This window comes from Shewanella indica (genome assembly GCF_033842865.1).
Taxonomy (GTDB): Bacteria; Pseudomonadota; Gammaproteobacteria; order Enterobacterales; family Shewanellaceae; genus Shewanella; species Shewanella indica.
This window is the reverse complement of the sequence record NZ_JAWXXR010000001.1, coordinates 1,398,940-1,424,567: the sequence shown is the minus strand read 5'-3', so window position 1 is coordinate 1,424,567 and position 25,628 is coordinate 1,398,940. Positions and strand designations below refer to the sequence as shown.

The window sequence follows — 25,628 nt, the reverse complement described above, 5'->3', positions numbered from 1 at the left end:
GCCGGAACTAATTCAGCATCACCTGATCAAGTCTGAACTAGTACACTTAAAGACTTCTGGCATGCTCTTATCAAGTTTCATTCCACTCGTTAGTCCTTCACTCCGACCATGCCGTTTTCCCTAACCCGCACGCCTTTGAGCAGCCTTACTATCATCTCGGTGGCATTCAAGGGCGCCATTGCAGGAAAGTCCTTGATCTCTATCTTGCCGCTGATCTCCATATGGGCATAACGGACACTGTTGATTTTGCTGTCGGTGCTGACCCAGGTGAACTCCCGCTGGGTATCCGAGTATTTGCCATCACTGATAAACAGCCGCCCTTCCCGCCCGGCCACCTTGGTCTTGCTGCTGGCGAAAAAGGCCATCATACCGCTGTAGCGGCTGAGCTCCTCTTTCAAGCCCTTTTCCTCGCCTTTGCCATACACGTTCACGATGATCTCAAACAGTGAATCTTTTCCGTTAAAAAACTCCGCCTGATAGTTTTCGTGATAAGAGCCTTCCTTATACGCGCTCGTTGGATAAGGCCCTGAAGGGGTAATCGGTGGCTGAAGATTGGCGATCAAGATATTTCTTTGCAAACAGACACCCGCCTGCTTATGCGGCCAGGGCTGATATTCAATCTTCTCTATCGCCTGACGCATCCATTGCAGCCGCTGCTGCAATATCTCATCCACATTGGCGGCGTTACGGGCAATGAATTCATTGGCACGGCCATCAATGCTGAGTCCCAACTGCTGCTCCGGAAAATCCTTGAAAAAGAAGCTGGCAAAATGGTGATCTTCGTCTGGTCCATATCTTCGATCGTCTGTGTAATACACCACTGTTTTCAAGTCCGGCTCCAGATCTTTGATAACATATTTGGTCGGATAGTGTTCGGCATCTTTTAGGCGCAACTCCTCCACATACTCCAGCCATTGCTCAAGCCTATGCTCACCGGTTATCACCCCTTGCTTTTCCGCCTTATCATCCTGATGATAGATATCGATAGAGAACTGCGGCTGACCATAACCCGAGGTGAGCAGTTGCATCTCTTGGGGTAACTCAAACTCAAAACGTCCCACGCAGTGTTTGGTAAACACCATACTCGCCGGTCTTGGCGGTATCTCCTTAGCGTACGTCAAAAGCGGAAAACCTGCACAAACCAGGCAGCAGAACCACAGCTTTTGCCGCAGTGAACTTAAGGACTTCTGGCATGCTCTTATCAAAGGTTTCTCCCTTTCGCTCCTATCAAGAGTTCCAGCCTTTCATTCTTATAGCTAGTCCTTCACCCCGACCATGCCGTTTTCCCTAACCCGCACGCTTTTGAGCAGCCCTACTATCATATCGGTGGCATTCAAGGGCGCCATTGCCGGAAAATCTTCTATCTCTATCTTGCCGCTGATCTCCATATGGGCATAACGGACACTGTTGATTTTGCTGTCGGTGCTGACCCAGGTGAACTCCCGCTGGGTATCCGAGTATTTGCCATCACTGATAAACAGCCGCCCTTCCCGCCCGGCCACCTTGGTCTTGCTGCTGGCGAAAAAGGCCATCATACCGCTGTAGCGGCTGAGCTCCTCTTTCAAGCCCTTTTCCTCGCCTTTGCCATACACGTTCACGATGATCTCAAACAGTGAATCTTTTCCGTTAAAAAACTCCGCCTGATAGTTTTCGTGATAAGAGCCTTCCTTATACGCGCTCGTTGGATAAGGCCCTGAAGGGGTAATCGGTGGCTGAAGATTGGCGATCAAGATATTTCTTTGCAAACAGACACCCGCCTGCTTATGCGGCCAGGGCTGATATTCAATCTTCTCTATCGCCTGACGCATCCATTGCAGCCGCTGCTGCAATATCTCATCCACATTGGCGGCGTTACGGGCAATGAATTCATTGGCACGGCCATCAATGCTGAGTCCCAACTGCTGCTCCGGAAAATCCTTGAAAAAAAAGCTGGCAAACTTATGTTTTGTATTTGATTCAGGACTACTACGTCTAGAGCCCTCATAAAAAACCACCGTCTTCAGTTCTCGTTCCAAGTCTTTAATAACGTATTTTGTGGGTCGATATCTGTCTGCTTTACTGCGCAATTCCTCCACATACTCCAGCCATTGCTCAAGCCTATGCTCACCGATTATCACCCCTTGCTTTTCTGCCTTATCATCCTGATGATAGATATCGATAGAGAACTGCGGCTGACCATAACCCGAGGTGAGCAGTTGCATCTCTTGGGGTAACTCAAACTCAAAACGGCCCACACAGTGTTTGGTAAACACCATACCGGCCGGTCTTGGCGGTATCTCCTTGGCGTACGTCAAAAGCGGAAAACCGGCACAAACCAGGCAGCAGGGCCACAGCTTTCGCCGCAGTAAACTTAAGCACTCTCTTATCAACGGGTCCTTCCTTTCATTCCACTCGTTAGTCCTTCACCCCGACCATGCCGTTTTCCCGCACCCGCACACCTTTGAGCAGCCCTACTATCATCTCGGTGGCATTCAAGGGCGCCATCGCCGGAAAATCTTCTATCTCTATCTTGCCGCTGATCTCCATATGGGCATAACGGACACTGTTGATTTTGCTGTCGGTGCTGACCCAGGTGAACTCCCGCTGGGTATCCGAGTATTTGCCATCACTGATAAACAGCCGGCCTTCCCGCCCGGCCACCTTGGTCTTGCTGCTGGCGAAAAAGGCCATCATCCCGCTGTAGCGGCTCAGCTCCTCTTTCAAGCCCTTTTCCTCGCCTTTGCCATACACGTTCACGATGATCTCAAACAGTGAATCTTTTCCGTTAAAAAACTCCGCCTGATAGTTTTCGTGATAAGAGCCTTCCTTATACGCGCTCGTTGGATAAGGCCCTGAAGGGGTAATCGGTGGCTGAAGATTGGCGATCAAGATATTTCTTTGCAAACAGACACCCGCCTGCTTATGCGGCCAGGGCTGATATTCAATCTTCTCTATCGCCTGACGCATCCATTGCAGCCGCTGCTGCAATATCTCATCCACATTGGGGGCATTACGGGCAATGAATTTGTTAGCACGGCCATCAATGCTGAGCCCCAACTGCTGCTCCGGAAAATCCTTGAAGAAAAAGCTAGAGAAATCATGCTTAGCATTAGGATCATTCATTAAAACTCTGGAATCTTCGTTATAAACTAATGTCTTAAGTTCAGGTTCCAGGTCTCTAATCACGTACTTGGTAGGCCCATATTTCGCAGCCTTACTACGCAATTCCTCCACATACTCCAGCCATTGCTCAAGCCTATGCTCACCGGTGATCACCCCTTTCTTTTCTGCCTTATCATCCTGATGATAGATATCGATAGAGAACTGCGGTTGACCATAACCCGAGGTGAGCAGTTGCATCTCTTGGGGTAACTCAAACTCAAAACGGCCCACGCAGTGTTTGGTAAAAACCATACTCGCCGGTCCTTGCTGCATTTTTTCCGCTTGCGCCATCACAACTTCTCCCCGCCAAAAACAAACCATTACCAGACTGCCGAGCAGCCCTTGCTTGATAATCTTGCGATAACCCTCTGCCATCTCTACCCCTTGAATTTCTGGTGAATATCCGGCAGCCAAGACTGAAGCACACCGACCATCAGTTCCCTGACATCGGGGCAATTGTAAAACCCCTGGTGATCCTGGGTCGCCACCAAGCCGATAGTCTGCACCCCTTTGGGATACTTGCCCGCGCCTTCATGCACGGTACCATCACCCTTGGCCGTCTCGCTACCCAACCTGAAGCTGGCGCTTTGAGCCCTAGGCGGCATGTGGGCATGGTGATGGCCATAGCGGTTCTGCTCCATCCAGCTCTTTAACTTGCGTTCATGCTCGGCCAGCTCACTGCGGCTCAGCAGCTTGACTTCGCCCTTGACCGAGAGCCAGTCGTGGTTTTCATCGCCTATGACTTGCCAGCGCTCCACCGCCGCCGTCTCCAGCCCCGGGGTCAAGCTGTTCTGCAATTGCCACTCACAGGTGTCAAACGCCTTGGTGTCCGGGTTATTGCTGTAGAGCAGTGTGGTCGTTGCGTGAAAGTTAGCCGCCAGTTGGTCATGAAATTTCTCACAATCAGTGATACGTTTTGTAAATGCTTTCTTATGTTCTATTAACTGCTCATCCGTTGATGTGCCCAGCTCAGGTGCCAACAAGGGAGGCTGCACCAGGCTATACCAGGTATCGAAACGGCGGTAGAAATCATAAATGCCACTGCCATAGCCTATCTGCAACAGTTCTCGTTTGACGGCTTGTTTCGCCGGGTCCTTATTGACAAACAGCCACTCCCCCTTATTGGCCACATCCACATAGAGCTTATTGGGCATCAGCTCCAGCCCGCCCTGACAAAAGCCCAGTATTGCCGTGGTATCGGCGGCGTTCTTGCCCAGCACCATTTTGACGACCTGCCCCACAGCACCGTGGCCGACGGCGCCGCAGCGAAACTGAAAATAGGTGGAGGGGCTGCCGTGGGTTGGCATAGCGCCATGGATAACCGCTTCGACTTGAGATTCCAAGCCGCTTAGGATAAAGCCGGCGCGGGAGGCGTATCCGCCCATGGAGTGACTGATGACCACAAACTTAATATCGTCCCTGGTCAGCCCCAGGTTATCGCCTTCTTTATCTTCTTCGAGTAACTGTGTCCTGAATTCCTCAAGTTTATCCTTGAGTCGCTTCCCGGCGTATTCATTGCTGCGCATCCAATTATAGCCCACGGCAAATACCGGGAATTGCAGCCCGGGATACAGGCGTTTAAATAACGGCTCCTTCGACTCAAGATATCTAAGCAGCGGGCCATAGCTGTCCCACAACACCTCGCCCCAACCCCGACGCTTTTTGAGTTCCATCTGCGACTTGGGTACTGAGGTATAGACCCTGAAATAGTCTTCGGTGCCTGGGTCTTCCACCAATAAATGATCATCCCGATCGATTATCGGATCCCCTTTCTTTTTAGTTTTACCATTAACCAACAAGGCCTTACGCTGCACCTGGCCGGCAAAAATCAAATCTTTGATCCGATGCCAGGCGGCGGCTTTGGTTCGGTACTTACGGCCGGTTTCCGCTATTCCGCGTCCCTTTTCCTTTATCCCTATCCACTTTCGATTAAACCATTTACCTATCCCCTCAAAGAAACCATCATCATCGTCCGCCTGCGCCGCAGCAAGCTCGGCTTCACGTTCGGCCTTCAGCTCCATGGCGGTACTGCTGGGACCACTGAACTTTCCCCCGGCAGCAGGATCCCATACTGAGTCGCCACTCTTTTTATTCATCAATCGGGTGCCCATAATGCCGGGGACGAACACCAGCGCCACAATACCCTTGCGGCATTTACAATCGGCGTTACAACTCATAACCAGACTCCTTAACGGTCGCTTGCCGCTCTTTGGCCCACTGCAACAAGATAGCCGCTCGTCCTGAAGGCAAGCCGGTCTTGGTGACTATGGCACTCACTTTCGGGTCATCGAGTGACACTTGTGCCAAAAACAAGGCCTCGGCCACCAAGCGCAGATGGCCCAGCTCGGTGAATCCATATTGATAAGCCTGACTCACTTGCTGCTCGAGCCAGTCATAGCATGCCTGCTCATCTGTTGGTGGACTTTCCAGTGATAATAGGTGACGTGCGAGGGCATGGATCTGGTTTCGCCTTTGCCAGTTTGGCATCGCATCCATGATTTCCTGACTCAATTCCCAGCTCATTCGCTTCTCCTTAAGACACTGTCAAGGCAGCATCTCCCTGAATGACTTTGCCGCCATGGGCCGTGGACGCACCCTGCAATACCACGGCAATGCCATTGACCGTCAAACTCGGATGTCCCTGAACCAGGGTATCTGGCCCGCCAACCTGGCAGTCACACTTGTGCCCGGTTAAGGCCACAGGAATACCGTTGACCGTCAGAGCACTTTCTCCCTGGTTTATCGGTCCACCAACATGAGGGGTATTGCCGCTGAACATAGGGCAAATATGTTGATGTCCTTTCAAAGCAACCGGAGTCCCCATATTAATCCTCCTTAATCGATATCGCCTGGCAGCCGTATCCGTCCGGCTCCCTTTGCCAATTCAGCCAATGGCTATTGAAATGAAAGGGGTTAAGCGATGCATAGAGCACTGACCCCAAAGGCTCCAGAAATGCATCCCTTCTGGCCTGCGTTTCTTCGGTTAAATAGTGATGTAAGACCCTGGGGTCGTAGAAACGAAAACGAGTAGTTTCACCATCAGGCTTGACGGCATACAACCTTTGCCCCAGTGCTTCTTTCAGTGACTGCAGGGCTAGCTCACTCTTGCACCACAGCGCGCTGTGACCATGGGTGTCTTTCTCCAGCATCAGTTGTATCAGCTCATCCTGTCCCGCAAGATGGAGTAACCAGGGGCCGTTATCCACCAATGCCTGATCCCTGTAATCAAACAGGCTATGACACTCGGCTCCGGCCCCTTTGGCAAACCACAAGGGCTCGGGGCATAGCGCTGCATCCAAGACCAAGTAGTTGGGCCCAAACGCCTTGAGGCTATTTTCTTTCACCATAGTCATACTGTTATTCTCCGCAATCGGGACAAAGATCGACTATCGGGTTGCCCTCTTCTGCGGCACTCTTCAACGTCGCCAATTGAGGCTTGGCTCCGGTTGTTACAGCCACTGGCCCCTTGAGCTTGATATTGGGAGCTTCGAGAGTGATCCCGCCGGAATCTATAAGTATCTTGCCTCCTGGCCCCTGAATAGTGACTTTCTCCGAGCCATTGAGGGTGAGCGACTTGGTGTGCACCAGTACACTTTCACCGGCTTCCAATAACACCTTTCCCTCAACCTTCTGGGTGTAATGGCCGCCCACTTCCAAATCGTGATTGGCTCTGGAGTACTCGTGACGACGATCCATGACTTCGAGGCGATAATGACGCTTGATCAGGGTTTGCCTGTCTCTGGTCACTTCCAGCTTTTGATCCTGACCAATCAATGCCTGCTGATCTCGACCTATTTCCAGAAACTCATCCTGCCCCACGTTCAGGCGCTGATCCCGCCCTATATGCTTTTCTCTATCGTTACCCACCTGATAGTGCTGGTCGTGGTTGATCTCCAGCTTATGGTCTTTCTGGGCATGCAAATAGATGAGCTGATTTTCGGCGGCATCCTCAAAACTCAACTCATTGAATCCCGGCCCCTTGTGGGTTTGGGTCTTGAGCACGGTTTTGGTTTTGTTGGTCGGCAATACATAGGGCACAGGGTTGGCAGCATGGTATGTGCGACCGGTAATGATAGGTTGGTCCGGATCGCCTTCAAGAAAAGAGACTATGACCTCATGACCAATGCGTGGAACCGCCATAAAACCGTACTGACCACCGGCCCACCCCTGGCTGACACGAACCCAACAGCTGCTGTGCTCATCGGCCCGGCCATATCTGTCCCAGGGAAACTGCACCTTGACCCGGCCAAATTCATCACAAAAGATCTCTTCATTATCCGGCCCCACGACAATAGCCATGTGTGGCCCTGTCACCAAGGGTTTGGTGGCCGGAAGCGGTAACCAGGGAAGGTGCCCTTCAATGGCAAGTAATTCATTATCATATTGGGTCGGGGTGGTACTGTTACCTTCTTCTGCTGCGGCGCCCTGTACACCATGGTGTTTCACGGCAACCAGCAACCAATCACGGTTAAACGCCGCTTCTGGATGTTCGCCCAAGTTGAACTTGATACCGGCACCGGCATCAACAATATCGGACATTGCCGATGCCATTTGGGTTTCATTCCGTAACGCCTGCAATCTGGCGCGCGTGAAAAGCTCTCCCTGGGCGTCATCCTTGTAACGCCCAGGATAATCATAGTGCTCATAAAGCACTTCAGATCCCGCTTGCTGGAAGTCGAGCTGATTGGCAATATCATCCTGTAAAAAGCTATAAGCGGGCTTTTTGAAGCTGTAATCCTTGAGTTCGGCCTTGGCACTCGCCAGTTGCTTGGCGTAACTGAAGCTGCGGACAAAAGGCACTTCGCTGTCGCCGCCGCTCAAGGCGTTATAGGGGAATAGTTGTTTGGCCGCTGGCAGCTTGCTGGTGGCATCACAGAAAATCAGCGTATGTTTGTCATCACTGAATTCGAAATACCAGAACACCCCAGCCTCAGCCGCAAGACGGGTGATAAAGTCAAAGTCCGACTCCCGATACTGAACACAGTATTCGCGCTTTTCCGACTCGTAGCGTGCATCCCAGCTGAAGGCATAATCACTGATACCCATTTCATCAAGCAGGGTGCTGAAAATCTGTTTGAGGGACTTTTCCTGAAAGATACGGCTGTTTTGTCTCAGCCGCAGCCGCGCCATGGCAGGTTCCATGGTCAGCCTGTATTGAGTATGTTTATGGCCTGAGTCTTCCTTGGTAAAGCGACTGACTATGCCGTGAAAACTCCTGACTCGAACACCGTCCTGCCAAATACTCAAGACGCCATTCTTATCGACTATCTGCTCGGCAGTAATATCATCCCTGCGGCTCAGTAATATCAACTCTCCCTTGAAGGGCGAGGACAACTGCTCATCAAAATCAAACGACAGCAGGTTGAAACTATCGTCCGCCTCCGCTTCTGCCTTGAAATGAAACCGCAAACCACTGCCAAGATAAAACATAGCCGGTATCCTTGTTCGAGTTCGTCCTGACTCTAATCCGATAGAATCACTCTTTTATTGCCATTGAGACGCTACTTGGAAAAACCTTGTATCAGATAGCAGAATGTATGCGGGCAAACGCTCGCATACATTCAAGCAAATCAGTCGTTGACTGAATTACGCTTCGATGGGCTTACGCCAATCGTCGGCACCAGAGGTACCGGCGCTGACGTGATCCCAGTCTATCTTGCGATAGGCCATGGACACTTCAACCAACTGAGTAAAGTCGGCTTTGTTGGGATCCTGGCAGTGAGGCATATGACAGTTGATATCAATGATGGTGGCGCCTTCCAGCTTGGTGGTGAAGAAGTGCTCTTGCTTACCTTCGATAGAAGTGCGGTACTACTTGAGCTCAACCTTGGTCAGTTTCTCACCGGAAGAGAGCGAGTTGTACATCAAGGGAACGGCTTTGTTCAGCGCAACAGTGAACTTGAACGGCTTGTGCACACGCTGACCGGAAGGCATGCCGGACTGAGGGTCGGTTGGTACAGTCACAATGTGGTTGAACTCCTGAACCAGCATCTCGTCTTCATGGCCTTCCACAAAGATGTCACCGACGGATTCCGCAGTAAAGGCGCCGGCAGTGAGGTTGCCCTGAGTTTGGCCTTCGATAGAGATATAACATGGTGTTGGCATGATAAATTCCTTTTTAAAAATTCAAAGAGGTTTTGGATTAACCTTCCTAGCTAAAGCAACCTTCGCGCCAAAATTTAATCAATTGATTTCGTTACTGTTTAAAAAATAGCCCAACTGGCTGGGCAAAAAATTGCCCGAACTTGAGCAAAAAATTGCCCGGCGGGCAAGAAATTGCCCAATCAATATGACGTACTTTAAATGTGAAAAACTTCCGCTTTGAGGTGTTATGACAAGGCAAGACAGATACATAATATCACCAGCAAAACACGCTAGCGGTTGTCATCGTGTGCCGGTGATAACTAGAGTCCGGAGCCAACGGCCTTAGTGCTATGGAACATGGTTTATACATGGGTTACGGCCAATCGATGATGAATGCTTGCAACTCCTATCGCCACTGATCAGGGTAAGCATCTTTTTGCCTAGATAATTTCCAAATAGTAGATCATTGCACCTATATCGTTTCTGAGTGGTAACTTGACGCAGTTAGAACATCAAGCTTGGTGAGCTGGGCTTCAAGAGCACATGTTCGGGAACCCTTGCGCTACAAGGGTTCTGCAAGGTGTAGCACAAATAGGAACCGTTATTTAGGGATTGTCTGGGGGAGTGAGTAAACTTCTAATGGAAAGTTAATGCGATGGGCGAGGTTAAGTTTAAGTTGATGACAGAGAAGTATTGAAAATATTGCTTGTCATTCTCTCACTCGCGAATGGACACAGTTTTGGCCCCTTTTTGTTGACATCGCAAGGCGGGAGTTTAACTATGTAAATGAGGACGAAAATGGTTCCGTTTTTGTTCTAACTATAAGCTATTGTTGAACTTTTTCTATTGTCATACACTATCGGGCCCTTTGGTTTGTTGGTTGGGGCTGCATGCGTTTTTTATCTGCACGTTTGTTGCTGCTAATGGCTTGGTTGGCCGCGAGTTTTACCCTGGCCGTCGAGATAGGCGACACGGCCGTGGTCGGTAAACTCTATTTCAGCGGCGCCGAACTGCCCGGGCAATTGACTCCAGAGGGGGCCGCTTGGTGGCCGGAGCCTATGTGGTTGCTGTGGCTCATGGGCCTTTGCAGCTTCTTTTGCCGTTTTCGTTGTTTTGCGCTCTGGCTGCTTGCTTTGCTGGCGGTGCAACTCAAGTTTGTTATTCGGGTCGACGACAGCCTGCTGTGGAGCAGTTGGCTAGTGCTGCTATTGCCGACACAAGTGTTGTTTGGCCTGATTCTGCTGTTGATTGACCGGGGCGAGGGCGCACGAACCCAGGTAATCACCTTTGACTGACGATAGTCCAAGTCCCAAGCCGTATTGAGGGAGAATAATAGATGTCCAGAAAAGCCAGAGCCGCCATGGTCTCGGTCTGCTCCAATATTTCGCTGATCATCATGAAGGTGGCGGCGGGTATTGTCAGTGGTTCGGTCAGTATCATTTCGGAAGCGATTCACTCCGCCATGGATTTGGTGGCGGCCTTGATCGCCCTGTTTGCCGTGCGCCGAGCCGATGTGCCGCCGGACTGGGATCATCCCTACGGCCACGACAAGATAGAGAATGTTTCCGGGGTTATTGAGGCGCTGTTGATTTTGGCGGCGGCCGGTTGGATTATTTTTGAGGCCGTCGGCAAGTTGCTCAGCCCCTCAGAGGTAGAAGGCCTGGGCTGGGGGGTATTGGTGATGCTGTTGTCGGCGCTGGTAAACACAGGCGTCAGTGCCTATCTCTACCGGGTGGCCAGGGAAGAGCAATCGGTAGCGCTTGAGGCTGATGCCCTGCACCTTAAGGCCGATGTGCTCACCTCGCTCGGGGTCGCCGTGGGGCTGTTGCTCATCTGGGTGGGCGGTTATTTTGGCCATAACTTGGCGCTGCTGGATCCCATAGTGGCCATAGGGGTGGCGCTGTTTATTCTCAAAGAAGCGATAAGCATGCTGGATCAGGCCTTCAAGCCGCTGCTGGATCACAGCATCAGCGAAGAGGAGCTGAACCAGGCCGCCGAGATAATAGCGCACCACTGTCCCAGCGAAGGGGGTTTTCACGACTTGCGCGGCCGTCAGGCGGGCCGGCGGCGTCACATCGACTTCCATCTGACCTTGCCCAAGGAGATGAGTGTTGGCCATTCCCATGCCATTTGTGACCGTATCGAGCAGGCCTTGATGGCTGTTATTCCCCATGCGGCGGTGTTTATCCATGTGGAGCCGCTGGAAGAGCAGCCCGAAGAGGAAGGCTTACTGCAACAGGGCGCCTGAAGCGGCGCCCGTGTGGCTGCATCAGAGCCCTTGATGGGGGCCGAATACTTCATAGTGGATCTGCGCTTCCTCAATACCCAAGGCCAGCAACTGCGCCTTGATGCTCTGCATAAAGCCTATGGGGCCGCAGCAGTAGAATTGGCCCTCGGACGGCAGCATGGACGCTATCGGCTCCAGCACCATGGTGCCTTTCAGGTCATAATCCTGTCCCTGAACATCAGTTTCAAGCGGCTGGCGATACCAGGTCAGCGCCTTGAGATTTGTCTGCTCGGCCTGCTTGCGGCGTATCTCTTCGGCAAAAGCGTGCTGGGCGCCATTTTCACAGGCATGCAGCCATAGTGTCTCGGCGCAGTCTTGCTGCAGGCGGCTGTTTAACATGCTCAGCATAGGCGTCAGTCCAACTCCGGCAGATAGCAGCACAACCCGGGTGTCGGGCTCAGTATTCAGGAAAAAATCCCCCGCCGGCGGGATCAGCTCAAGCTCGCTGCCGATATCGAATTCATTGTGCAGCAGGTTGGAAACCAATCCTTCGTTTTCACGTTTAACGCTGATGCGATAGCTGCGGCCGTTGGGGGCATCCGACAATGAGTATTGGCGGATCTCGGTATGAGCCAGCGCCGGATGGCTGAGTTTGAGGTTCAGGTATTGTCCTGGCTTAAAGTCGGCCACAGGGCCGCCATCCTTGGGCGTGAGTTCGAAGGAGGTAATGGCGGCTGACTCGCGGCGTTTGTTGCTGACAATAAAGGTGCGGGTGCCGCTCCAACCTCCTTGTTTGCCTGCGGCATCGGCATAGATCTGTGCTTCGCGGCCAATAAAGATATTGGCCAACACCCCATAAGCCTTCTCCCAGGCGCCCAGTACCTCTGGCGTGACGGCATCGCCGCCGAGTTCTTCCAGGGTGGCTAGCAGATGCTTGCCGACTATGGCGTATTGCTCGGGTTTGATCAGAAAGCCTGTGTGTTTCTGGGCAATTCTTTCCACGGCTTCACTGAGAGCGGCCAGATTGTCGATATGTTGGGCGTAGGCAGCGACGGCATTGAACAAGGCTACAGGTTGATCGCCCTTATGCTGATGAGCCAGGTTGAACACATCTTTCAGTTCGGGATTGTGGTGGAACATGCGCTGATAGAAGTGCTTGGTCAGCTCTGGGCCGGCGGCAACCAGCAGGGGAATAGTACTCTTGACCACTTGGACAGTGTGTTGATCCAACATAACGACAACCTCAAAGATTCATTTAAGTTATATGTTCCGTGATAAAATAAACATGTATTTGATTTAGATCAATAAAAAATTCTGGCAGGAGCTGTCAGGTATTCAGTATGGTTGGCAAAAACACTTGGGTGCGTGAGGTGCGTCTATGTTTATCGTATCTGGATCCTGATTCTGACCTGTTTGCTACTCTGGTTCGGTTCTCTGGTACCAAGTCGCCTTTAGTGGTCAACAATGACTTTTGCCGCTAAAAAGCGGATAATTCCCCCAATTTTGCTCAATTTGACCCAGATCACAGTCGGTCGCCGGTTTTACCGCTGCGGCGAGTGTCATCGGGCGAGCGGGAAACCCCGCCGGAACTCGGAACTATCCAATGGAAATCAAAGTAAATTTTCTCGACAACCTCAGACTCGAAGCCAAGTTTGATGACTTCAGTGTCATTGCCGACCAGCCAATCCGTTACAAGGGTGATGGCTCGGCGCCGAGCCCGTTCGACTACTTTCTGGCTTCATCAGCGCTGTGCGCCGCTTATTTTGTGAAGGTGTACTGTGTCGCCCGCGATATTCCGACCGAAGGCATACGCCTGTCGCAAAACAACATAGTCGACCCGGAAAACCGTTATAACCAGATCTTCAAGATTCAGGTGGAATTGCCGGACACCATCTCTGACAAGGACCGTGAAGGCATACTGCGTTCTATCGACCGCTGCACCGTGAAGAAAGTGGTTCAGACCGGCCCCGAGTTCCAGTTGGAAACCGTGGATAACCTGGATCAGGACGCCCAGGCGATGTTGATGCTGAAGCCGGATGACAGCCACAGCACCTTTATTCTGGGTAAGGATCTGCCGCTGGAACAGACCATAGCCAACATGACCAACACCTTGGCCGAATTGGGGATGAAGATAGAGATCTCCTCCTGGCGTAACCTGGTGCCCAACGTTTGGTCGCTGCATATCCGTGACGCCGCTTCGCCCAAATGTTTTACCAACGGCAAGGGCGCAACCAAAGAGAGCGCGCTTTGCTCGGCTCTGGGCGAGTTTATCGAGCGTCTCAGCTGCAACTTCTTCTACAACGACCAGTATTTCGGCCCCGAGATCGCCAACGCCGAATTTGTTCACTATCCCAATGAGAAGTGGTTCCAGCCCGGCCCCAACGATGAGCTGCCGCCCGGGATCCTTGATGACTATTGCCTGGAAATCTACAACCCGGATGGTGAGCTCTGCGGCTCCAACCTTATCGACACCAACTCGGGCAATGTCGAGCGCGGCATCTGCGCCATTCCCTATGTGCGTCAGTCCGATGGCGAGACTGTGTATTTCCCCTCCAACCTGATTGAAAACCTGTATCTCAGCAACGGCATGAGTGCAGGCAACAACCTGGATGAGGCCAAGGTGCAGTGTCTGTCCGAGATTTTCGAGCGGGCGGTGAAGCGCCGCATCATAGAAGATGAGCTGGTTCTGCCTGAGGTGCCGAAAGACGTGCTGGCCAAGTATCCCTCGATAGTGGCCGGCATAGAGGCGCTGGAGGCGCAGGGCTTTCCGCTGGTGATCAAGGATGCCTCCCTCGGTGGCCAGTTCCCCGTCATGTGTGTGACCCTGATGAACCCCCGCACAGGCGGCGTGTTTGCCTCCTTCGGCGCTCACCCCAGTTTTGAGGTGGCGCTGGAGCGCAGCCTCACCGAACTGCTGCAGGGCCGCAGTTTCGAGGGCCTCAACGATGTGCAAAAGCCTACTTTCAACAGCATGGCGGTGCAGGAGCCGGAGAACTTTGTAGAGCACTTTATCGATTCCAGCGGGGTGATCTCCTGGCGCTTCTTCAGTAGCAAGCCGGACTATGAGTTTGTCGAATGGGACTTCTCCGGCAGCAACGCCGAAGAGAGTCAGAGCCTGTTCGGGATTCTTGAAGATATGGGCAAAGAGGTCTACATCGCCGAGTTTACCGAGATAGGTAATGCCTGCCGGATCCTGGTGCCAGACTTCTCCGAGGTGTATCCGGTATCGGATCTGATTTGGGACAACACCAACAAGGCGCTGGACTACCGCGAAGATATTCTTAACCTACATCGCCTCAGCGACAGCCAACTGCAAAGCCTATCCGAGCGCCTCGAAGACAGCCAATTGGATATCTACACGGATATCATCACCCTGATAGGCATAGAGTTTGATGAAAACACCGTCTGGGGCCAACTGACGATACTCGAACTCAGACTGCTGATCTGCCTGGCCATAGGTGAACTGGAAGAAGCGCTGGAGCTGACCGAAACCTTCCTGCAGTACAACAATAATACCGTCGCTCGTGGCCTCTTCTATCAATGCCTGCAGGCGGTGTTGGAGATCAGCCTGGACGATGAACTCGAGCTGGACGACTACCGGTACAACTTGGGACGCATGTTTGGCCAGGAAACCCTGGGTGCCGCTATAGGTTCGGTAAATGGTACTGTGCGCTTCTACGGCCTGACCCCAACCAATATGCAGCTCGAAGGCCTGGAAAAACACCAGCGGTTGATCGAAAGCTACAAGAAACTGCACGCCGCCCGCGCCAGAGTGGCTGCCAAGAAGTAAATTATGTTCAGGTAAGGGGCATGTTTGCCCCTTACCCGACTTCATTGGCTTTTAGTTTGGTTCCTTGTGGTTCAAGTTATCTCGTCACTTTGACCTAGAGAAGAAGTTGCACACAAATGTTTTCCCTGCAATGCATCTTCCCTATGTATTCAAAACATGTGTACTCAAAACATGAAAACAATTTTAGCGGCAGACTCTTTGCCTGTAGGTTAATTTACCGTTAGCATTAAGCATTGTGTGTGCCTTTTTGTCATGAACATCAAGGATTTCATTTGTGAAGATGCCAAGGCCTGCTATGGCCTATGTTGTTCCTTTTTGTGTTTTTTTTATTTATCTCTGCCTGGTTGCCGGAGAGTATTTCTATGAACGCCAGTCTTTGGAATCCGAGGCGTCTGCGGCCCAGATAAAGCAGCTTGAGAAAGAACTTTTCAGGATGCAACATCTTGTTGAGAGAGCGATTCACAATCAAAATTTAGACAGTGTAGCCGAGGAGATATCTCTGGCGGCGACAGACTTCAACATCATGGTGTACATACTGTTAGATGACACCAGTCTTATCCGCTACGCCAATCATGTTGTTTGGCGCGACAGTCGGGCTTCGCAAGTGATCGATGGCTATTCAATGGCGTTGCACCGGCAGGTGGTCGAATCTGGAAAACCACAGATATTTGCCAACACGGATAGGCTATCAATACAGGCATATTATCCCGTTATCACTGAGGCTTCCGTTGGTTTTGGGGGCAAGGCCGAACTGCTTTATCTCGAGTATGATCTATCGCCTGCAATGGCCAAGGTAACTGATGACCTCAATCTGCGTTTTATGCGGGTTTGGGGCCTGGGGGCCTTATTTGTTTTGGGCTTTATGCTGGTATTGCACTTTATGTTAATCCGCCCTTTAAGAGCTCTGGCTTGGCAGGCCAGGAAAGGCGAGAACAACCCTTTTCATATGGATAACACTTGGGTTTTCAGTGAAGTACGGGTGCTAAAGGATTACTTGCACCGGAGCCAACAGAAGTTGCAGCGAACCCTGAAGCAATTGAGGGACAATGAACAACGCTGGTTGTTTGCGGTGGAAGGGACTCGCAATGGGATCTGGGATTGGAACATCGCCAGCGGCGAAGTTTTTCTGTCGGACCGCTGGAAAGAGATGATAGGGTACGGCCCCCATGAACTCGAAGGGCTTTATTCTACTTGGGAAAGCCGACTGCATCCGGACGATAAAGAAGCCGTGTTGTCGTCTTTGCAGGCTTACCTCAATGGTGAGACCGAGGCGTTTGAGAGTGTTCATCGCATGCGCCATAAAGAGGGACACTATATCTGGGTGCTGGACAGGGGAATGCTGGTTGAATGGGACGAACAGGGCCGCCCTTGCCGGATTATAGGTACTCATGCCGATGTGTCGGATGATGTGCGTAATCAGCAAGCCCTGGCCCATTTAGCCAACCATGATGCCCTGACTAATTTAGCCAATCGCCGCTCTTTGATGGATGCCTTGTATGAGCAGCAAAAGCATTGTCGCAACAGTCTGCAGTGTGCAGCGCTGTTCCTAATAGATTTGGATAATTTCAAAACTATCAATGACACTCTCGGGCATCATCTGGGAGATCGGTTATTGATCCAACTGGCGGCTAGATTTTCGGGCTATTTTAGCGCCAATACTTTGGTTGCCAGGCTCGGGGGGGATGAGTTCGTTATTCTAGCGAAAGATCTAACCCAAGACAGAGCTATGGCAGCAAGGCGAGCCTTGGCGTTGGCCAGTGAGATCAGGCAGTTGGTTGCCAGGCCTTTCAATATCAGTGACAAGCAGCTGCATGTGTCTGCCAGTATTGGTGTTTGTCTGTTTGATGATCAGGATGATATTGATGCCGAGGAGCTTTTGAAGCGAGCCGATATGGCCATGTTCCAGGCCAAGGAAGGCGGTCGAGATAACTGCATGATCTACAACTCCGAGATGGAGGTTAAGGCTCACCAAAATCTGCTGATCCAGAATGAGTTGCGCTATGCCATCGAACGGCAACAACTCTCTTTGGTTTACCAGCCAATAGTTGATGCCCAGGGGAAATTGACTGGGGCTGAGGCGCTATTGCGTTGGCAGCATCCGCAGCAGGGAAATATTTCACCGGCGGATTTCATTCCTGTGGCTGAAGGCAGTGGCCTTATCAGTGAAATTGGTCATTGGGTCATCCTCGAAGTTTGTCGCTTCATTCGCGAGCAGCAGGCCAGGGGCATTGGGGTGCCAAAAATCGCCATCAACCTCAGCGCCAGACAGTTTAATCAGCCCGAGTTTGTTGAGCGTCTGATCGCCTTGCTGAAGGCCCAGGGGATTGCAACAGATGCGTTGGAGTTGGAGTTGACTGAGTACGCCTTGTTGACCAATCTGTGCATCATGAATACCCGAATCGATCTGCTGAGGAAGGCGGGGATATCCGTGGCGATAGATGACTTTGGCACAGGTTACAGTTCGTTGAGTTATCTACAGAACCTGCCTCTATCCAGATTGAAGATAGATGCCTCTTTTGTGCAGAAGATTGGCTCTGGGCGCAGTGCCGATGCCATAGTCAAGGCCATAATCGAAATGGCTCACAGTCTGGAGCTGAAAGTGGTTGCCGAAGGGGTTGAAACCGTTCAACAAAGAGCCTTTTTGAATCAGCTCGGATGTGACAACTTCCAAGGGTATCTGTTTAGTCAGCCTCTGCCTGAGGCTGAGTTTGCAGTTCTGCTGCAGCCTCCGTGGCGTGAGTTACCGTATGCTGCGCCAGGAAGTTGAAAATAATATTCAGCACCTGCTCACGTATTGCGTCGATTTCAATAAAGAGTTCATGCCTGGCTCCCACGATCTTTTCCAATGTCACCTTGGGGCCAAGGGCGGCGATTTGCGCCTGGTTATCGACGATAGTGTCCTGCTCAGCCTGAAGAATGAGGATTGGCACCTTTGACTCTCTGGCTGCGGTGATGGTCTGCTCGCAAGCATCCAATGCTTCTATCAACCATTGATTGGTGGGCGAGCCCAGTTGGATCTCAGGATGTTGCCGGCATAAATCCAGTAATGCCTGATATCGGCTTTCGCTGTGGGTCAATTGATTATCTTTAAACTCGAGCGGACGATAATCATGGCCGGATAACACATAGTTGGGCTCGGTATGCGGGCCATAACTATTGAGTTTTCCTGCCAGCCAACGTACGAAGTTGCGCGGCATTGGCAGGCGAATACCATACATGGGGGCAGAGAAGGCCGCAGCAGTAAATCGTTGGGGGAATTGCTGCAAATACAGAGTGCCTATGGCGCCGCCCATGGAGTGGCCCACCAGAAAATACTGTTCATATTGGTTTGCAACTACCACTTGCTCAACGAAACAGTGTAAGTGATCCACATAGTCCTGAAACTTATCTATGTGCCCCTGGTGAGGATTGGCGGTTAGCCTGCTGGATAGGCCTTGCCCCATATGATCCAAGGCGTAGACACTATAGCCTTGCTGATAGAAGTCATGGATCAGCTCCCGATACTTGAGATAACTCTCTACCCGGCCATTGCTGATGACGACAGCTTGTTTCGCCTTTGGATGGCAAATATAACCGTAGGCCAGCTCTTTACCGAATCCCACTGCCAGCTTGGCATGGGTGACACCTTGCCAGAAAGTCTCCAATTGAGACTGGGTTGAAGCGGGTTCTGTGTTGCGGGCCTGGGTCGTTACCATCCAATATTTCCTGATCTAAAAAAGCCAGTGCTCAAAGGCACTGGCCGAGTGTATCAGAAACAGGGTTTCATTGCTGTGAGGCGATAAAGTCGGCTATCTGCTGTTCCAGTACAGACATGGGCACAGAGCCTTGCGCCAATACTGCATCGTGGAATTGGCGGATATCGAACTTTTCCCCCAGGGCATCTTCTGCTTGCTTTCGCAGACGTTTGATAGTCAGCTCGCCAATCTTGTAGGCCAGCGCCTGCCCAGGCCAGGAGATATATCTGTCTATCTCTGTGGTGACATTGTGCAGCGACAGAGCCGTATTACCGGCCATAAAGTCTATTGCCTGCTGACGGCTCCAGCCTTGGGTTTGCATACCTGTATCGACTACCAGGCGGGCGGCGCGCCACATCTCGTAAGTCAGGCGTCCAAAGTTGCTGTAGGGATCCTGATAAAAACCCCCTTCCAGCCCCAAATATTCACTGTATAGTCCCCATCCCTCACCAAAGGCCGAGATATAGCTGTAGCGGCGAAAATCGGGCAGTTGCTCCAACTCTTGATTGAGAGAAATCTGCAGGTGGTGACCCGGAACAGCCTCATGCAGGGTGAGTGCTTCCAACTCATAGAGAGGACGCTTATCCAAGGCATAAGTGTTTACCCAATAAAAACCCGCCACAGTCTCCGAGTTGGAGCCGGAATAGCGCCCGGTTGTATATTTGGGGGCAATTTCAGCCGGAACAGGGGCGACACCATAGGGTTTGCGGGGCAGTTTGCCAAAATAGCGTGGCAACATGGCGTCGGCTTTTTTGGCAATATAGGAGGCCTCTTTGAGCAGTTGCTCCGGCGTGTCCACATAAAAGCGTTTGTCGGTGCGCATAAAATGCAGAAACTCGGCAAAGCTGCCTTTAAAACCGGTTTGTTCGATGATCTGTTCCATCTCGGCGCGGATCCGTTTTACTTCACTCAGCCCCAGTTGATGGACTTGCTCAGGCGTCATATCCAGAGTGGTGTAGTACTTGACCCTGTTTTCATAAAAGGCCCGACCATTGGGCAGAGCTGATGCGGCAATGCTCTGGCGGGCGCCGGGGATATATTTCTCGGTCATAAAGTCATAGAAGGCTTGATAGCTCGGTAACACATGCTGCTCGACACTGACGTATCCGGCATGGCTCAGTTCCTGTTTAAGATTGGCAGAAAAGTGCTCTGGAAACGTCTCAAACGGCTTGAAATAGCTACTTTGCTGCACTGGTACCATATAAGCCTGAATACTCTGTTCAAACCCTCTCAGTACAGATTGCGGCTGAGTGATACCTTCGGCAAGCCCCTGGCGCATCCAGTGTATCTGTTGCTGGAAGTAGCGCGGCAGAGATTGCAGTTTCTGCAGGTAGTGACGGTAATCGGCTTCTGTCTTGAATGGCCCTGAGGCCATAGAAGCAATGTAAGCGTGAAAGCCACTCTCTGAGGTAATCGGCAGGTAATGGGCCTTGAACCTGAAGCTATCCACACGCTCCTGTAGTTGGTATTCGAGAATACTGGCATTGATGGCGGCTTCTTTGCTCAGCTGTTCTCTGGGGATCGCCTTTAGCCGTTGCAATAGTGTTGAATTGGCCGCAGCATCGGCCGTCAGAGCTTCAGCTGACAAGTCTGCTAATTTGCCCGCGGCCGAGTCATCGCCAAACAGCAAGGCCATCTGAGGGCTTTCTGCCAGCCTTTGCTGCCAGGCATCGGCTATTAACTGCTGGAGTTGGCTATCGGCTTGAGATAGCTGCTTGCTTATTTCTGGCGTGTTGGCTTCATGGGCAGGGGTTTGGCAGGCGCCCAGGAATCCAGTGAGCAACAGGGGCAGCAGGAGTTTTTTCATTTGATTTTGTTCCTTTTTTATCCTTGATGAAGGATTATGCCTTAAGCCAGGATGGAGCCCCAGAGATTTAACGTCACCTTTTGGTAACAAAGCCTGTCAGTAGACTAAGAGGTGCTAACAAAAGGCGTGTTACACTTAAGCGTCCCCAGACCAAAAAATAATTACATTGGCGGGGTAGTTCATGCAGGGGTTATTTTTATGATTGATACTTCAATTCCGTTGGTCGATTTACATCGCCATCTGGACGGCAATGTCAGGGTTGAGACCATATGGGAACTGGGTCAGCAGCATGGCATTGCCTTGCCGGCGGCCTCGCTTGAGGCTTTGGCACCTTACGTACAGATCCAGGGTAAAGAATCCAGCTTAGTGGCTTTCCTGAAAAAGCTGGACTGGATGGTTGCCGTGCTGGCCGATCTGGATGCGGTAAAGCGGGTGGCCTATGAAAATGTCGCCGATGTGGCATTGTCCGGGTTGGACTATGCCGAATTAAGGTTCAGCCCTTACTACATGGCAATGAATCATAAGTTGCCGATAGAAGGCGTGGTGGAAGCCGTTATTGATGGCGTAAAAGCCGGGCTCAAGGACTATCAGGTCAAGATAAAACTGATAGGTATTCTGTCACGCTCATTTGGTCAGCAGGCTTGTACCCAGGAGTTGGATGGCTTACTCGCGCACAGGGAGTCTTTGGTCGCGGTTGATTTGGCCGGTGATGAGTTGGGTTTCCCCGGTGAGCTGTTTAACGAGCATTTCAAGCGGGTACGCGATGCCGGACTTCAGATCACGGCTCACGCCGGAGAGGCCGCCGGTGCCCAAAGCATGTGGCAAGCCATCAAGGAGTTGGGGGCGACTCGCATAGGCCATGGGGTCAATGCCATTCATGATCCCAAATTGATGGAGTATCTGGTGGAACATAAGATAGGTATCGAATCCTGTCCTACCAGTAATCTGCATACTTCTACCGTTAACAGCTATCAGGAGCATCCACTGCGCACCTTTATGGAAGCCGGTGTGTTGGTTGGCTTGAATACCGATGATCCAGGCGTCAGCGCCATAGATATCAAGCATGAATATCGTGTGGTTAAGCAGGAGATGGGCTTCACCGCTGCTGAATTGGCTAAGCTGCAGCGTAATGGCGTGGATATGGCCTTCCTCTCTGACAGCGAGCGTCGGGAACTTTACGCCGCTAAAGCATAAAAGTTTGGTTCAGACACAAAAAAGCCGATGAATCATTCATCGGCTTTTTTATTCTTCTCAGGGTTAAATTACCCGGGAGAACTGTTGCTGACGTGCCTTTTCTCGGAAGTAGACATCGAAACAGATACAGATATTACGGATCAACAGACGCCCGGTTGGACTGATGCTGATCTGGCGATTTTCAATGTTAACCAGTTTATCGTCGATAAAGGTTTGCAGCAGCTTGAGATCTTCGGCGAAGTACTCTTCAAACTGGATCCCCAATTGTTGCTCCATCTTGGTCATATCAAGCTCAAAGTGACAGATAAGCTGCTTGATCACTGCGCGACGGATTTCGTCATCACGATTGAGTTTACAGCCTTTCCATAGAGCGTGGCCCTGCTCATCTATGGCTTCATAGTAAGGGCGAATATCTTTTTGGTTTTGCGCATAACAGTCACCAATCTGACTGATGGATGACACCCCAAGTCCGAGGAGATCGCACTCTTCCTGGGTGGTATAACCCTGGAAGTTACGGTGCAATCGGCCTTCTCTTTGCAGTTTGGCCAGCTCATCATCAGGCTTGGCGAAGTGATCCATGCCTATGTATTGGTAGCCGGCGCCGGTCAGGGTCTCAATCGTCTGATGCAGCATGTCCAGCTTCTGTTGTGGGCTGGGCAGGTGCTCATCTTTGATTTTCCGCTGCGCCGCGAAGCGGGCCGGCAGGTGAGCATAGTTGAATACAGACAGACGGTCTGGCGACAGATCCAGAATGCGCTGAATGGTTTCGGCAAAGGTTTCCGGTGTTTGATGAGGCAAGCCGTAAATCAAATCGACGTTGGTAGAGACAAAGCCCATCTCTTTGGCCTTTTTGATCAGCGCAAAAATGAAGTCTTCATCCTGTTCACGGTTAACTGCTGCCTGAACCTCTTTATTGAAGTCCTGCACCCCAATGGAGATACGGTTGAACCCAGCCTCTTTCAGGGCATCCAGCATAGAGAGTTCGATTTCTCTAGGGTCGACTTCGATAGAGTATTCACCCTGTTCGGCAAAGTTGAAGTGACTCTTCAACAGTGACGATAACTTAATGATTTGCTCTGGGTTTAGGAACGTCGGTGTGCCACCGCCCCAGTGCATTTGGGTCACAGTATAGTGTTTGAACAGAGGCGCCCGCTTGACGATCTCGGCTGCCAGGTACTCTATGTACTGATCGGCTTTGTGCTGATGTCGGGTGATAACCTTGTTACAGCCGCAGTAATAGCAAAGTTTGGCGCAGAAGGGGATATGAATGTACAGAGACAGTTTGTCACTTTTGCTGTTGGCTATGGCCGACAATAGATCGCCTTCTGTGAATGAGTCGTCAAACTCCAGCGCCGTTGGGTAGGAAGTATAACGGGGACCGCTGTAGTTATATTTCTCGATCATTGATTGATCCCAGCTGATATGAGTGGGCTGCTTCAAGGCGTGTCCTCCGACAGTAAATTAGCAATGAGCGAAGTATGCAGGGTTATGGCTCAAATAACCTTGATCCAGGTTGTAAAAATTATATGTACACAAGCAAACGTTAAGAAATATCCCTGAAAATGCTTTCAATGTCTGTTGTCTTATTGAGGTTTTGTGCACCGACTCACGCCAGAGAAAAGATTCAACAGGCTTGATTGTTGTTTGGCTGAGACGACAAGACAAGGCTGCGAACTCAGGCGTAACTAAAACACAAGCCTCCGATGTTTGGGACTGTCTTTCAGGGGCGAAGATTTCGGGGATGGTGAATAAAGCGCTGCCGACTGCTGAGAGCAAGCCGGCAGTTGCTGCATTAGTGAGTTGGTTTGAGTTGAAACTCGGAGAGTTTTTTGGCGTCGGCCAATATGCCTTGCTCCAGCTCGGCTTCAGACTTCATTCTGGCCAGGTCTAGCCGCATCCGCTCTTGTTTGGGTAACTGAGCCCTGGCCTCCAGAATGGGATGATCCTTGATACGCTCAAAATGCATAAACACATCCGGGTAGTCACCACTGACTCTCTCTGTCAGCGATAGCAGATCGAACAGTTTGACGATTCTAACTACTCCTTCGGACAACTCACAACGCTCTTCTGTCATTGCGGCGGCAATATAGCGGATATCGGCAAGCAGGGATGCCTGTTTAGCTTCCATAACCGCCTTTTGTTCAGCCATCGCCTGCTCTCTGGCCTGGGTTTGTCTTCTCAGACGCAAAAGCAACACTGTGGCATAGGCACTCAGTCCTATGATGATCAACATGGCTAAGGTGATAAGGATAAACTGCATCCCGGCCTCCGTTAGTTGTCCTGGTATTGTTTCAGAAGCTCAGCACCGGATTCGAATTTCTCCAGCAATTCGTCATCGCTATGACTCTTGCTTGGGGCTTCATCGGCCTGATCCAAATCGGTAATGCCAAGTTTTTCCATCAGCTTCTCTATCTTGGCCAATTGCCGCTCCAGCCATTGCTGGTCATCGGCGGCCAGTTCCCGACCTTCTTCCAGCTGATCCAGCAGCTTATTCAGGCGCGGATCTTCCTCCAGTTGCAGCAGCAACTGTTCATCGGTCAGTTTAGGTTGTTTTGGCTGTGCAACCTTTTCTTTGACTATATCCAGAGCGACAGGCCTTTTGCTGCCAAGGCGGATATCTTGTTTGTCAGAGCCTGCCCGCTTTTGCCCCTTTGGAGCTGCAGGGTTCTGGCGGCTACCCGCCTTATTACCTGAATCCTGCTTCTTACGGGCTGGAGCGCGCTCAGATTTCTTGCTTCTGGGGGCCAGTTTGGGGTTGTTCTCGCCGACTTTACGGGTCTTTTTACTACGGGACATAATTCTCTCGATAAAAAGTAGTTGGTTGCGTCCGAACCGTGCCGGGTTCAGTCTACAAGCGGCGGTTCTGCATCAAGGTCGCGTGTTATAGCAGATCCTGATGTTTTTTGCATCAAGATGAAGTCCTGCGCTGCAAATATTAGCCTAAATTTGCCCTGAGATGCCAAGTAAGCAAACGTCTGTTGCTGATAAAAGCTGACATGGGTTGGATTGTTTTTGTAATGCCATTTGGGGAACGCGGCTAAAGAGGTCAGTAATGGGGTGGATATGGCCAGCCAACCACCTGGTTTCAAAAGGGTTTCTATTAAGCTCCACTCTTTGGCCGGGGCCCTGAAGTGCTCGAACACCCGAAAACAACAGATAAAGTCATATTGGTGATGTAGTAACTGGTGATCTGCTGCAAAAAAGGGATCGAACTGTTGTAAATGGTGTCCGGCGTCGCGGATCTGTTTCAGGCCATCCTCGCTTAGCACTCGGCCAAAGTTGAGGCCAAATAAAGGCGTTGGCTGCAAAGATTGCAGCTGTTCCAACAAGGGGTGGATAAAGCGTGCCAACTGCTTTTGCTTTCCAGCTTGGCGGGCTCGTCCATAACGCTGCTTTTCGGCATCTGGTAACAGGTAACTGTTGGAGTCTGCAAACAACAGCCGACATTCAGGGCAGAGATAAAAACCTCGTTTCTTATCCTGAAAGCTGAGTTCAGCCTGATCGTTATGACACAGGGGACAGCGACGCATGGACTAATTAATATCTGCTCAATGGGGGTTAACAAATTATGCCATAAAAAAAGGCGGCAGTATGGCTGCCGCCTTATGATGGTGCTAACTAACACCCTATTCTGATTTCAAGTTTCCTTAC

Annotated in this window: 20 protein-coding genes and 1 pseudogene; 5 read left to right on the top strand and 16 right to left on the bottom strand. The window is 51.2% G+C overall.

Features of this window, described 5'->3' with window-relative positions:
* Nucleotides 1–89: 89 nt before the first annotated feature.
* The 9 genes and pseudogenes from SIL79_RS06610 to SIL79_RS06570 all read right to left on the bottom strand — a co-directional run bounded on the left by SIL79_RS06610 (nt 90) and on the right by SIL79_RS06570 (nt 9,246).
* Nucleotides 90–1,082, bottom strand: coding sequence for a hypothetical protein (locus SIL79_RS06610; protein ID WP_319619082.1), 993 nt, complete (start codon nt 1,080–1,082; stop codon nt 90–92).
* Nucleotides 1,083–1,256: 174 nt separating this feature from the next.
* On the bottom strand, nt 1,257–2,294 hold the full coding sequence (locus SIL79_RS06605; protein WP_233962975.1) for a hypothetical protein: 1,038 nt from the start codon (nt 2,292–2,294) through the stop codon (nt 1,257–1,259).
* Nucleotides 2,295–2,394: 100 nt separating this feature from the next.
* A complete protein-coding gene (locus SIL79_RS06600; protein ID WP_319619081.1) occupies nt 2,395–3,516 on the bottom strand; it encodes a hypothetical protein in 1,122 nt (373 codons plus the stop codon).
* Between the two features lie 2 nt (nt 3,517–3,518).
* On the bottom strand, nt 3,519–5,318 hold the full coding sequence (locus tag SIL79_RS06595) for a lipase family protein (RefSeq protein WP_319619080.1): 1,800 nt from the start codon (nt 5,316–5,318) through the stop codon (nt 3,519–3,521).
* On the bottom strand, nt 5,308–5,664 hold the full coding sequence (locus SIL79_RS06590; RefSeq protein ID WP_039035441.1) for a hypothetical protein: 357 nt from the start codon (nt 5,662–5,664) through the stop codon (nt 5,308–5,310). The genes SIL79_RS06595 and SIL79_RS06590 overlap by 11 nt, the downstream gene beginning before the upstream one ends.
* 10 nt (nt 5,665–5,674) lie before the next feature.
* Nucleotides 5,675–5,965 carry a PAAR domain-containing protein gene (locus tag SIL79_RS06585; protein ID WP_025012114.1) on the bottom strand — a complete coding sequence of 97 codons (291 nt, stop codon included), beginning with the start codon at nt 5,963–5,965 and terminating at the stop codon, nt 5,675–5,677.
* Between the two features lies 1 nt (nt 5,966).
* Nucleotides 5,967–6,494: a DUF4123 domain-containing protein gene (locus SIL79_RS06580; protein WP_039035440.1), complete on the bottom strand. Its 528-nt coding sequence runs from the start codon at nt 6,492–6,494 to the stop codon at nt 5,967–5,969.
* Between the two features lie 4 nt (nt 6,495–6,498).
* On the bottom strand, nt 6,499–8,571 hold the full coding sequence (locus tag SIL79_RS06575) for a type VI secretion system Vgr family protein (RefSeq protein WP_319619077.1): 2,073 nt from the start codon (nt 8,569–8,571) through the stop codon (nt 6,499–6,501).
* Between the two features lie 156 nt (nt 8,572–8,727).
* Nucleotides 8,728–9,246: pseudogene (locus SIL79_RS06570) on the bottom strand (Hcp family type VI secretion system effector).
* An 869-nt stretch (nt 9,247–10,115) separates the two neighbouring features.
* On the opposite strand from SIL79_RS06570, the gene SIL79_RS06565 reads away from it, so the two are divergent.
* Together SIL79_RS06565 and SIL79_RS06560 are read left to right on the top strand one after the other, a co-directional pair.
* The gene (locus SIL79_RS06565) at nt 10,116–10,520 is read left to right on the top strand and encodes a hypothetical protein (protein ID WP_039035437.1); all 405 of its coding nucleotides are present in this window, start codon (nt 10,116–10,118) and stop codon (nt 10,518–10,520) included.
* A gap of 41 nt (nt 10,521–10,561) precedes the next feature.
* Entirely contained in the window at nt 10,562–11,473 is a 912-nt protein-coding gene (locus tag SIL79_RS06560; RefSeq protein WP_052248227.1) for a cation diffusion facilitator family transporter, read from the top strand.
* A 21-nt stretch (nt 11,474–11,494) separates the two neighbouring features.
* Here SIL79_RS06560 and hmpA read toward each other — a convergent pair whose 3' ends face one another.
* Nucleotides 11,495–12,685: an NO-inducible flavohemoprotein gene (hmpA, locus tag SIL79_RS06555; protein ID WP_162206827.1), complete on the bottom strand. Its 1,191-nt coding sequence runs from the start codon at nt 12,683–12,685 to the stop codon at nt 11,495–11,497.
* A gap of 370 nt (nt 12,686–13,055) precedes the next feature.
* On the opposite strand from hmpA, the gene SIL79_RS06550 reads away from it, so the two are divergent.
* Both SIL79_RS06550 and SIL79_RS06545 read left to right on the top strand, forming a co-directional pair.
* Nucleotides 13,056–15,242 carry an OsmC domain/YcaO domain-containing protein gene (locus SIL79_RS06550; protein WP_162206828.1) on the top strand — a complete coding sequence of 729 codons (2,187 nt, stop codon included), beginning with the start codon at nt 13,056–13,058 and terminating at the stop codon, nt 15,240–15,242.
* Nucleotides 15,243–15,522: 280 nt separating this feature from the next.
* Nucleotides 15,523–18,009, top strand: coding sequence for a putative bifunctional diguanylate cyclase/phosphodiesterase (locus tag SIL79_RS06545; RefSeq protein WP_319619076.1), 2,487 nt, complete (start codon nt 15,523–15,525; stop codon nt 18,007–18,009).
* Here the strand turns inward: SIL79_RS06545 and SIL79_RS06540 are convergent.
* Both SIL79_RS06540 and SIL79_RS06535 read right to left on the bottom strand, forming a co-directional pair.
* Nucleotides 17,924–18,937: an alpha/beta fold hydrolase gene (locus SIL79_RS06540; RefSeq protein WP_071475717.1), complete on the bottom strand. Its 1,014-nt coding sequence runs from the start codon at nt 18,935–18,937 to the stop codon at nt 17,924–17,926. The genes SIL79_RS06545 and SIL79_RS06540 overlap by 86 nt on opposite strands.
* A gap of 67 nt (nt 18,938–19,004) precedes the next feature.
* Entirely contained in the window at nt 19,005–20,783 is a 1,779-nt protein-coding gene (locus SIL79_RS06535) for a DUF885 domain-containing protein (protein ID WP_162206829.1), read from the bottom strand.
* A gap of 198 nt (nt 20,784–20,981) precedes the next feature.
* Here SIL79_RS06535 and add point away from each other — a divergent pair, with 198 nt between their 5' ends.
* Nucleotides 20,982–21,977 (top strand): adenosine deaminase, encoded by a 996-nt coding sequence (gene add / locus SIL79_RS06530; RefSeq protein ID WP_071475716.1) that lies wholly within the window; start codon nt 20,982–20,984, stop codon nt 21,975–21,977.
* A 63-nt stretch (nt 21,978–22,040) separates the two neighbouring features.
* On the opposite strand, the gene hemN is transcribed toward add, so the two are convergent.
* The 4 genes from hemN to SIL79_RS06510 form a co-directional block, all read right to left on the bottom strand.
* Complete coding sequence (gene hemN, locus SIL79_RS06525) at nt 22,041–23,417, bottom strand: oxygen-independent coproporphyrinogen III oxidase (protein ID WP_082014343.1); 1,377 nt, start codon at nt 23,415–23,417, stop codon at nt 22,041–22,043.
* 352 nt (nt 23,418–23,769) lie between these two features.
* Nucleotides 23,770–24,237 carry a DUF2489 domain-containing protein gene (locus tag SIL79_RS06520; protein ID WP_039035427.1) on the bottom strand — a complete coding sequence of 156 codons (468 nt, stop codon included), beginning with the start codon at nt 24,235–24,237 and terminating at the stop codon, nt 23,770–23,772.
* Between the two features lie 11 nt (nt 24,238–24,248).
* Nucleotides 24,249–24,773, bottom strand: coding sequence for a Der GTPase-activating protein YihI (gene yihI, locus SIL79_RS06515; protein WP_039035426.1), 525 nt, complete (start codon nt 24,771–24,773; stop codon nt 24,249–24,251).
* A gap of 47 nt (nt 24,774–24,820) precedes the next feature.
* Nucleotides 24,821–25,507, bottom strand: a complete 687-nt coding sequence (locus tag SIL79_RS06510) for a methyltransferase domain-containing protein (protein WP_039035425.1) — start codon at nt 25,505–25,507, stop codon at nt 24,821–24,823.
* Between the last annotated feature and the right edge of the window lie 121 nt (nt 25,508–25,628).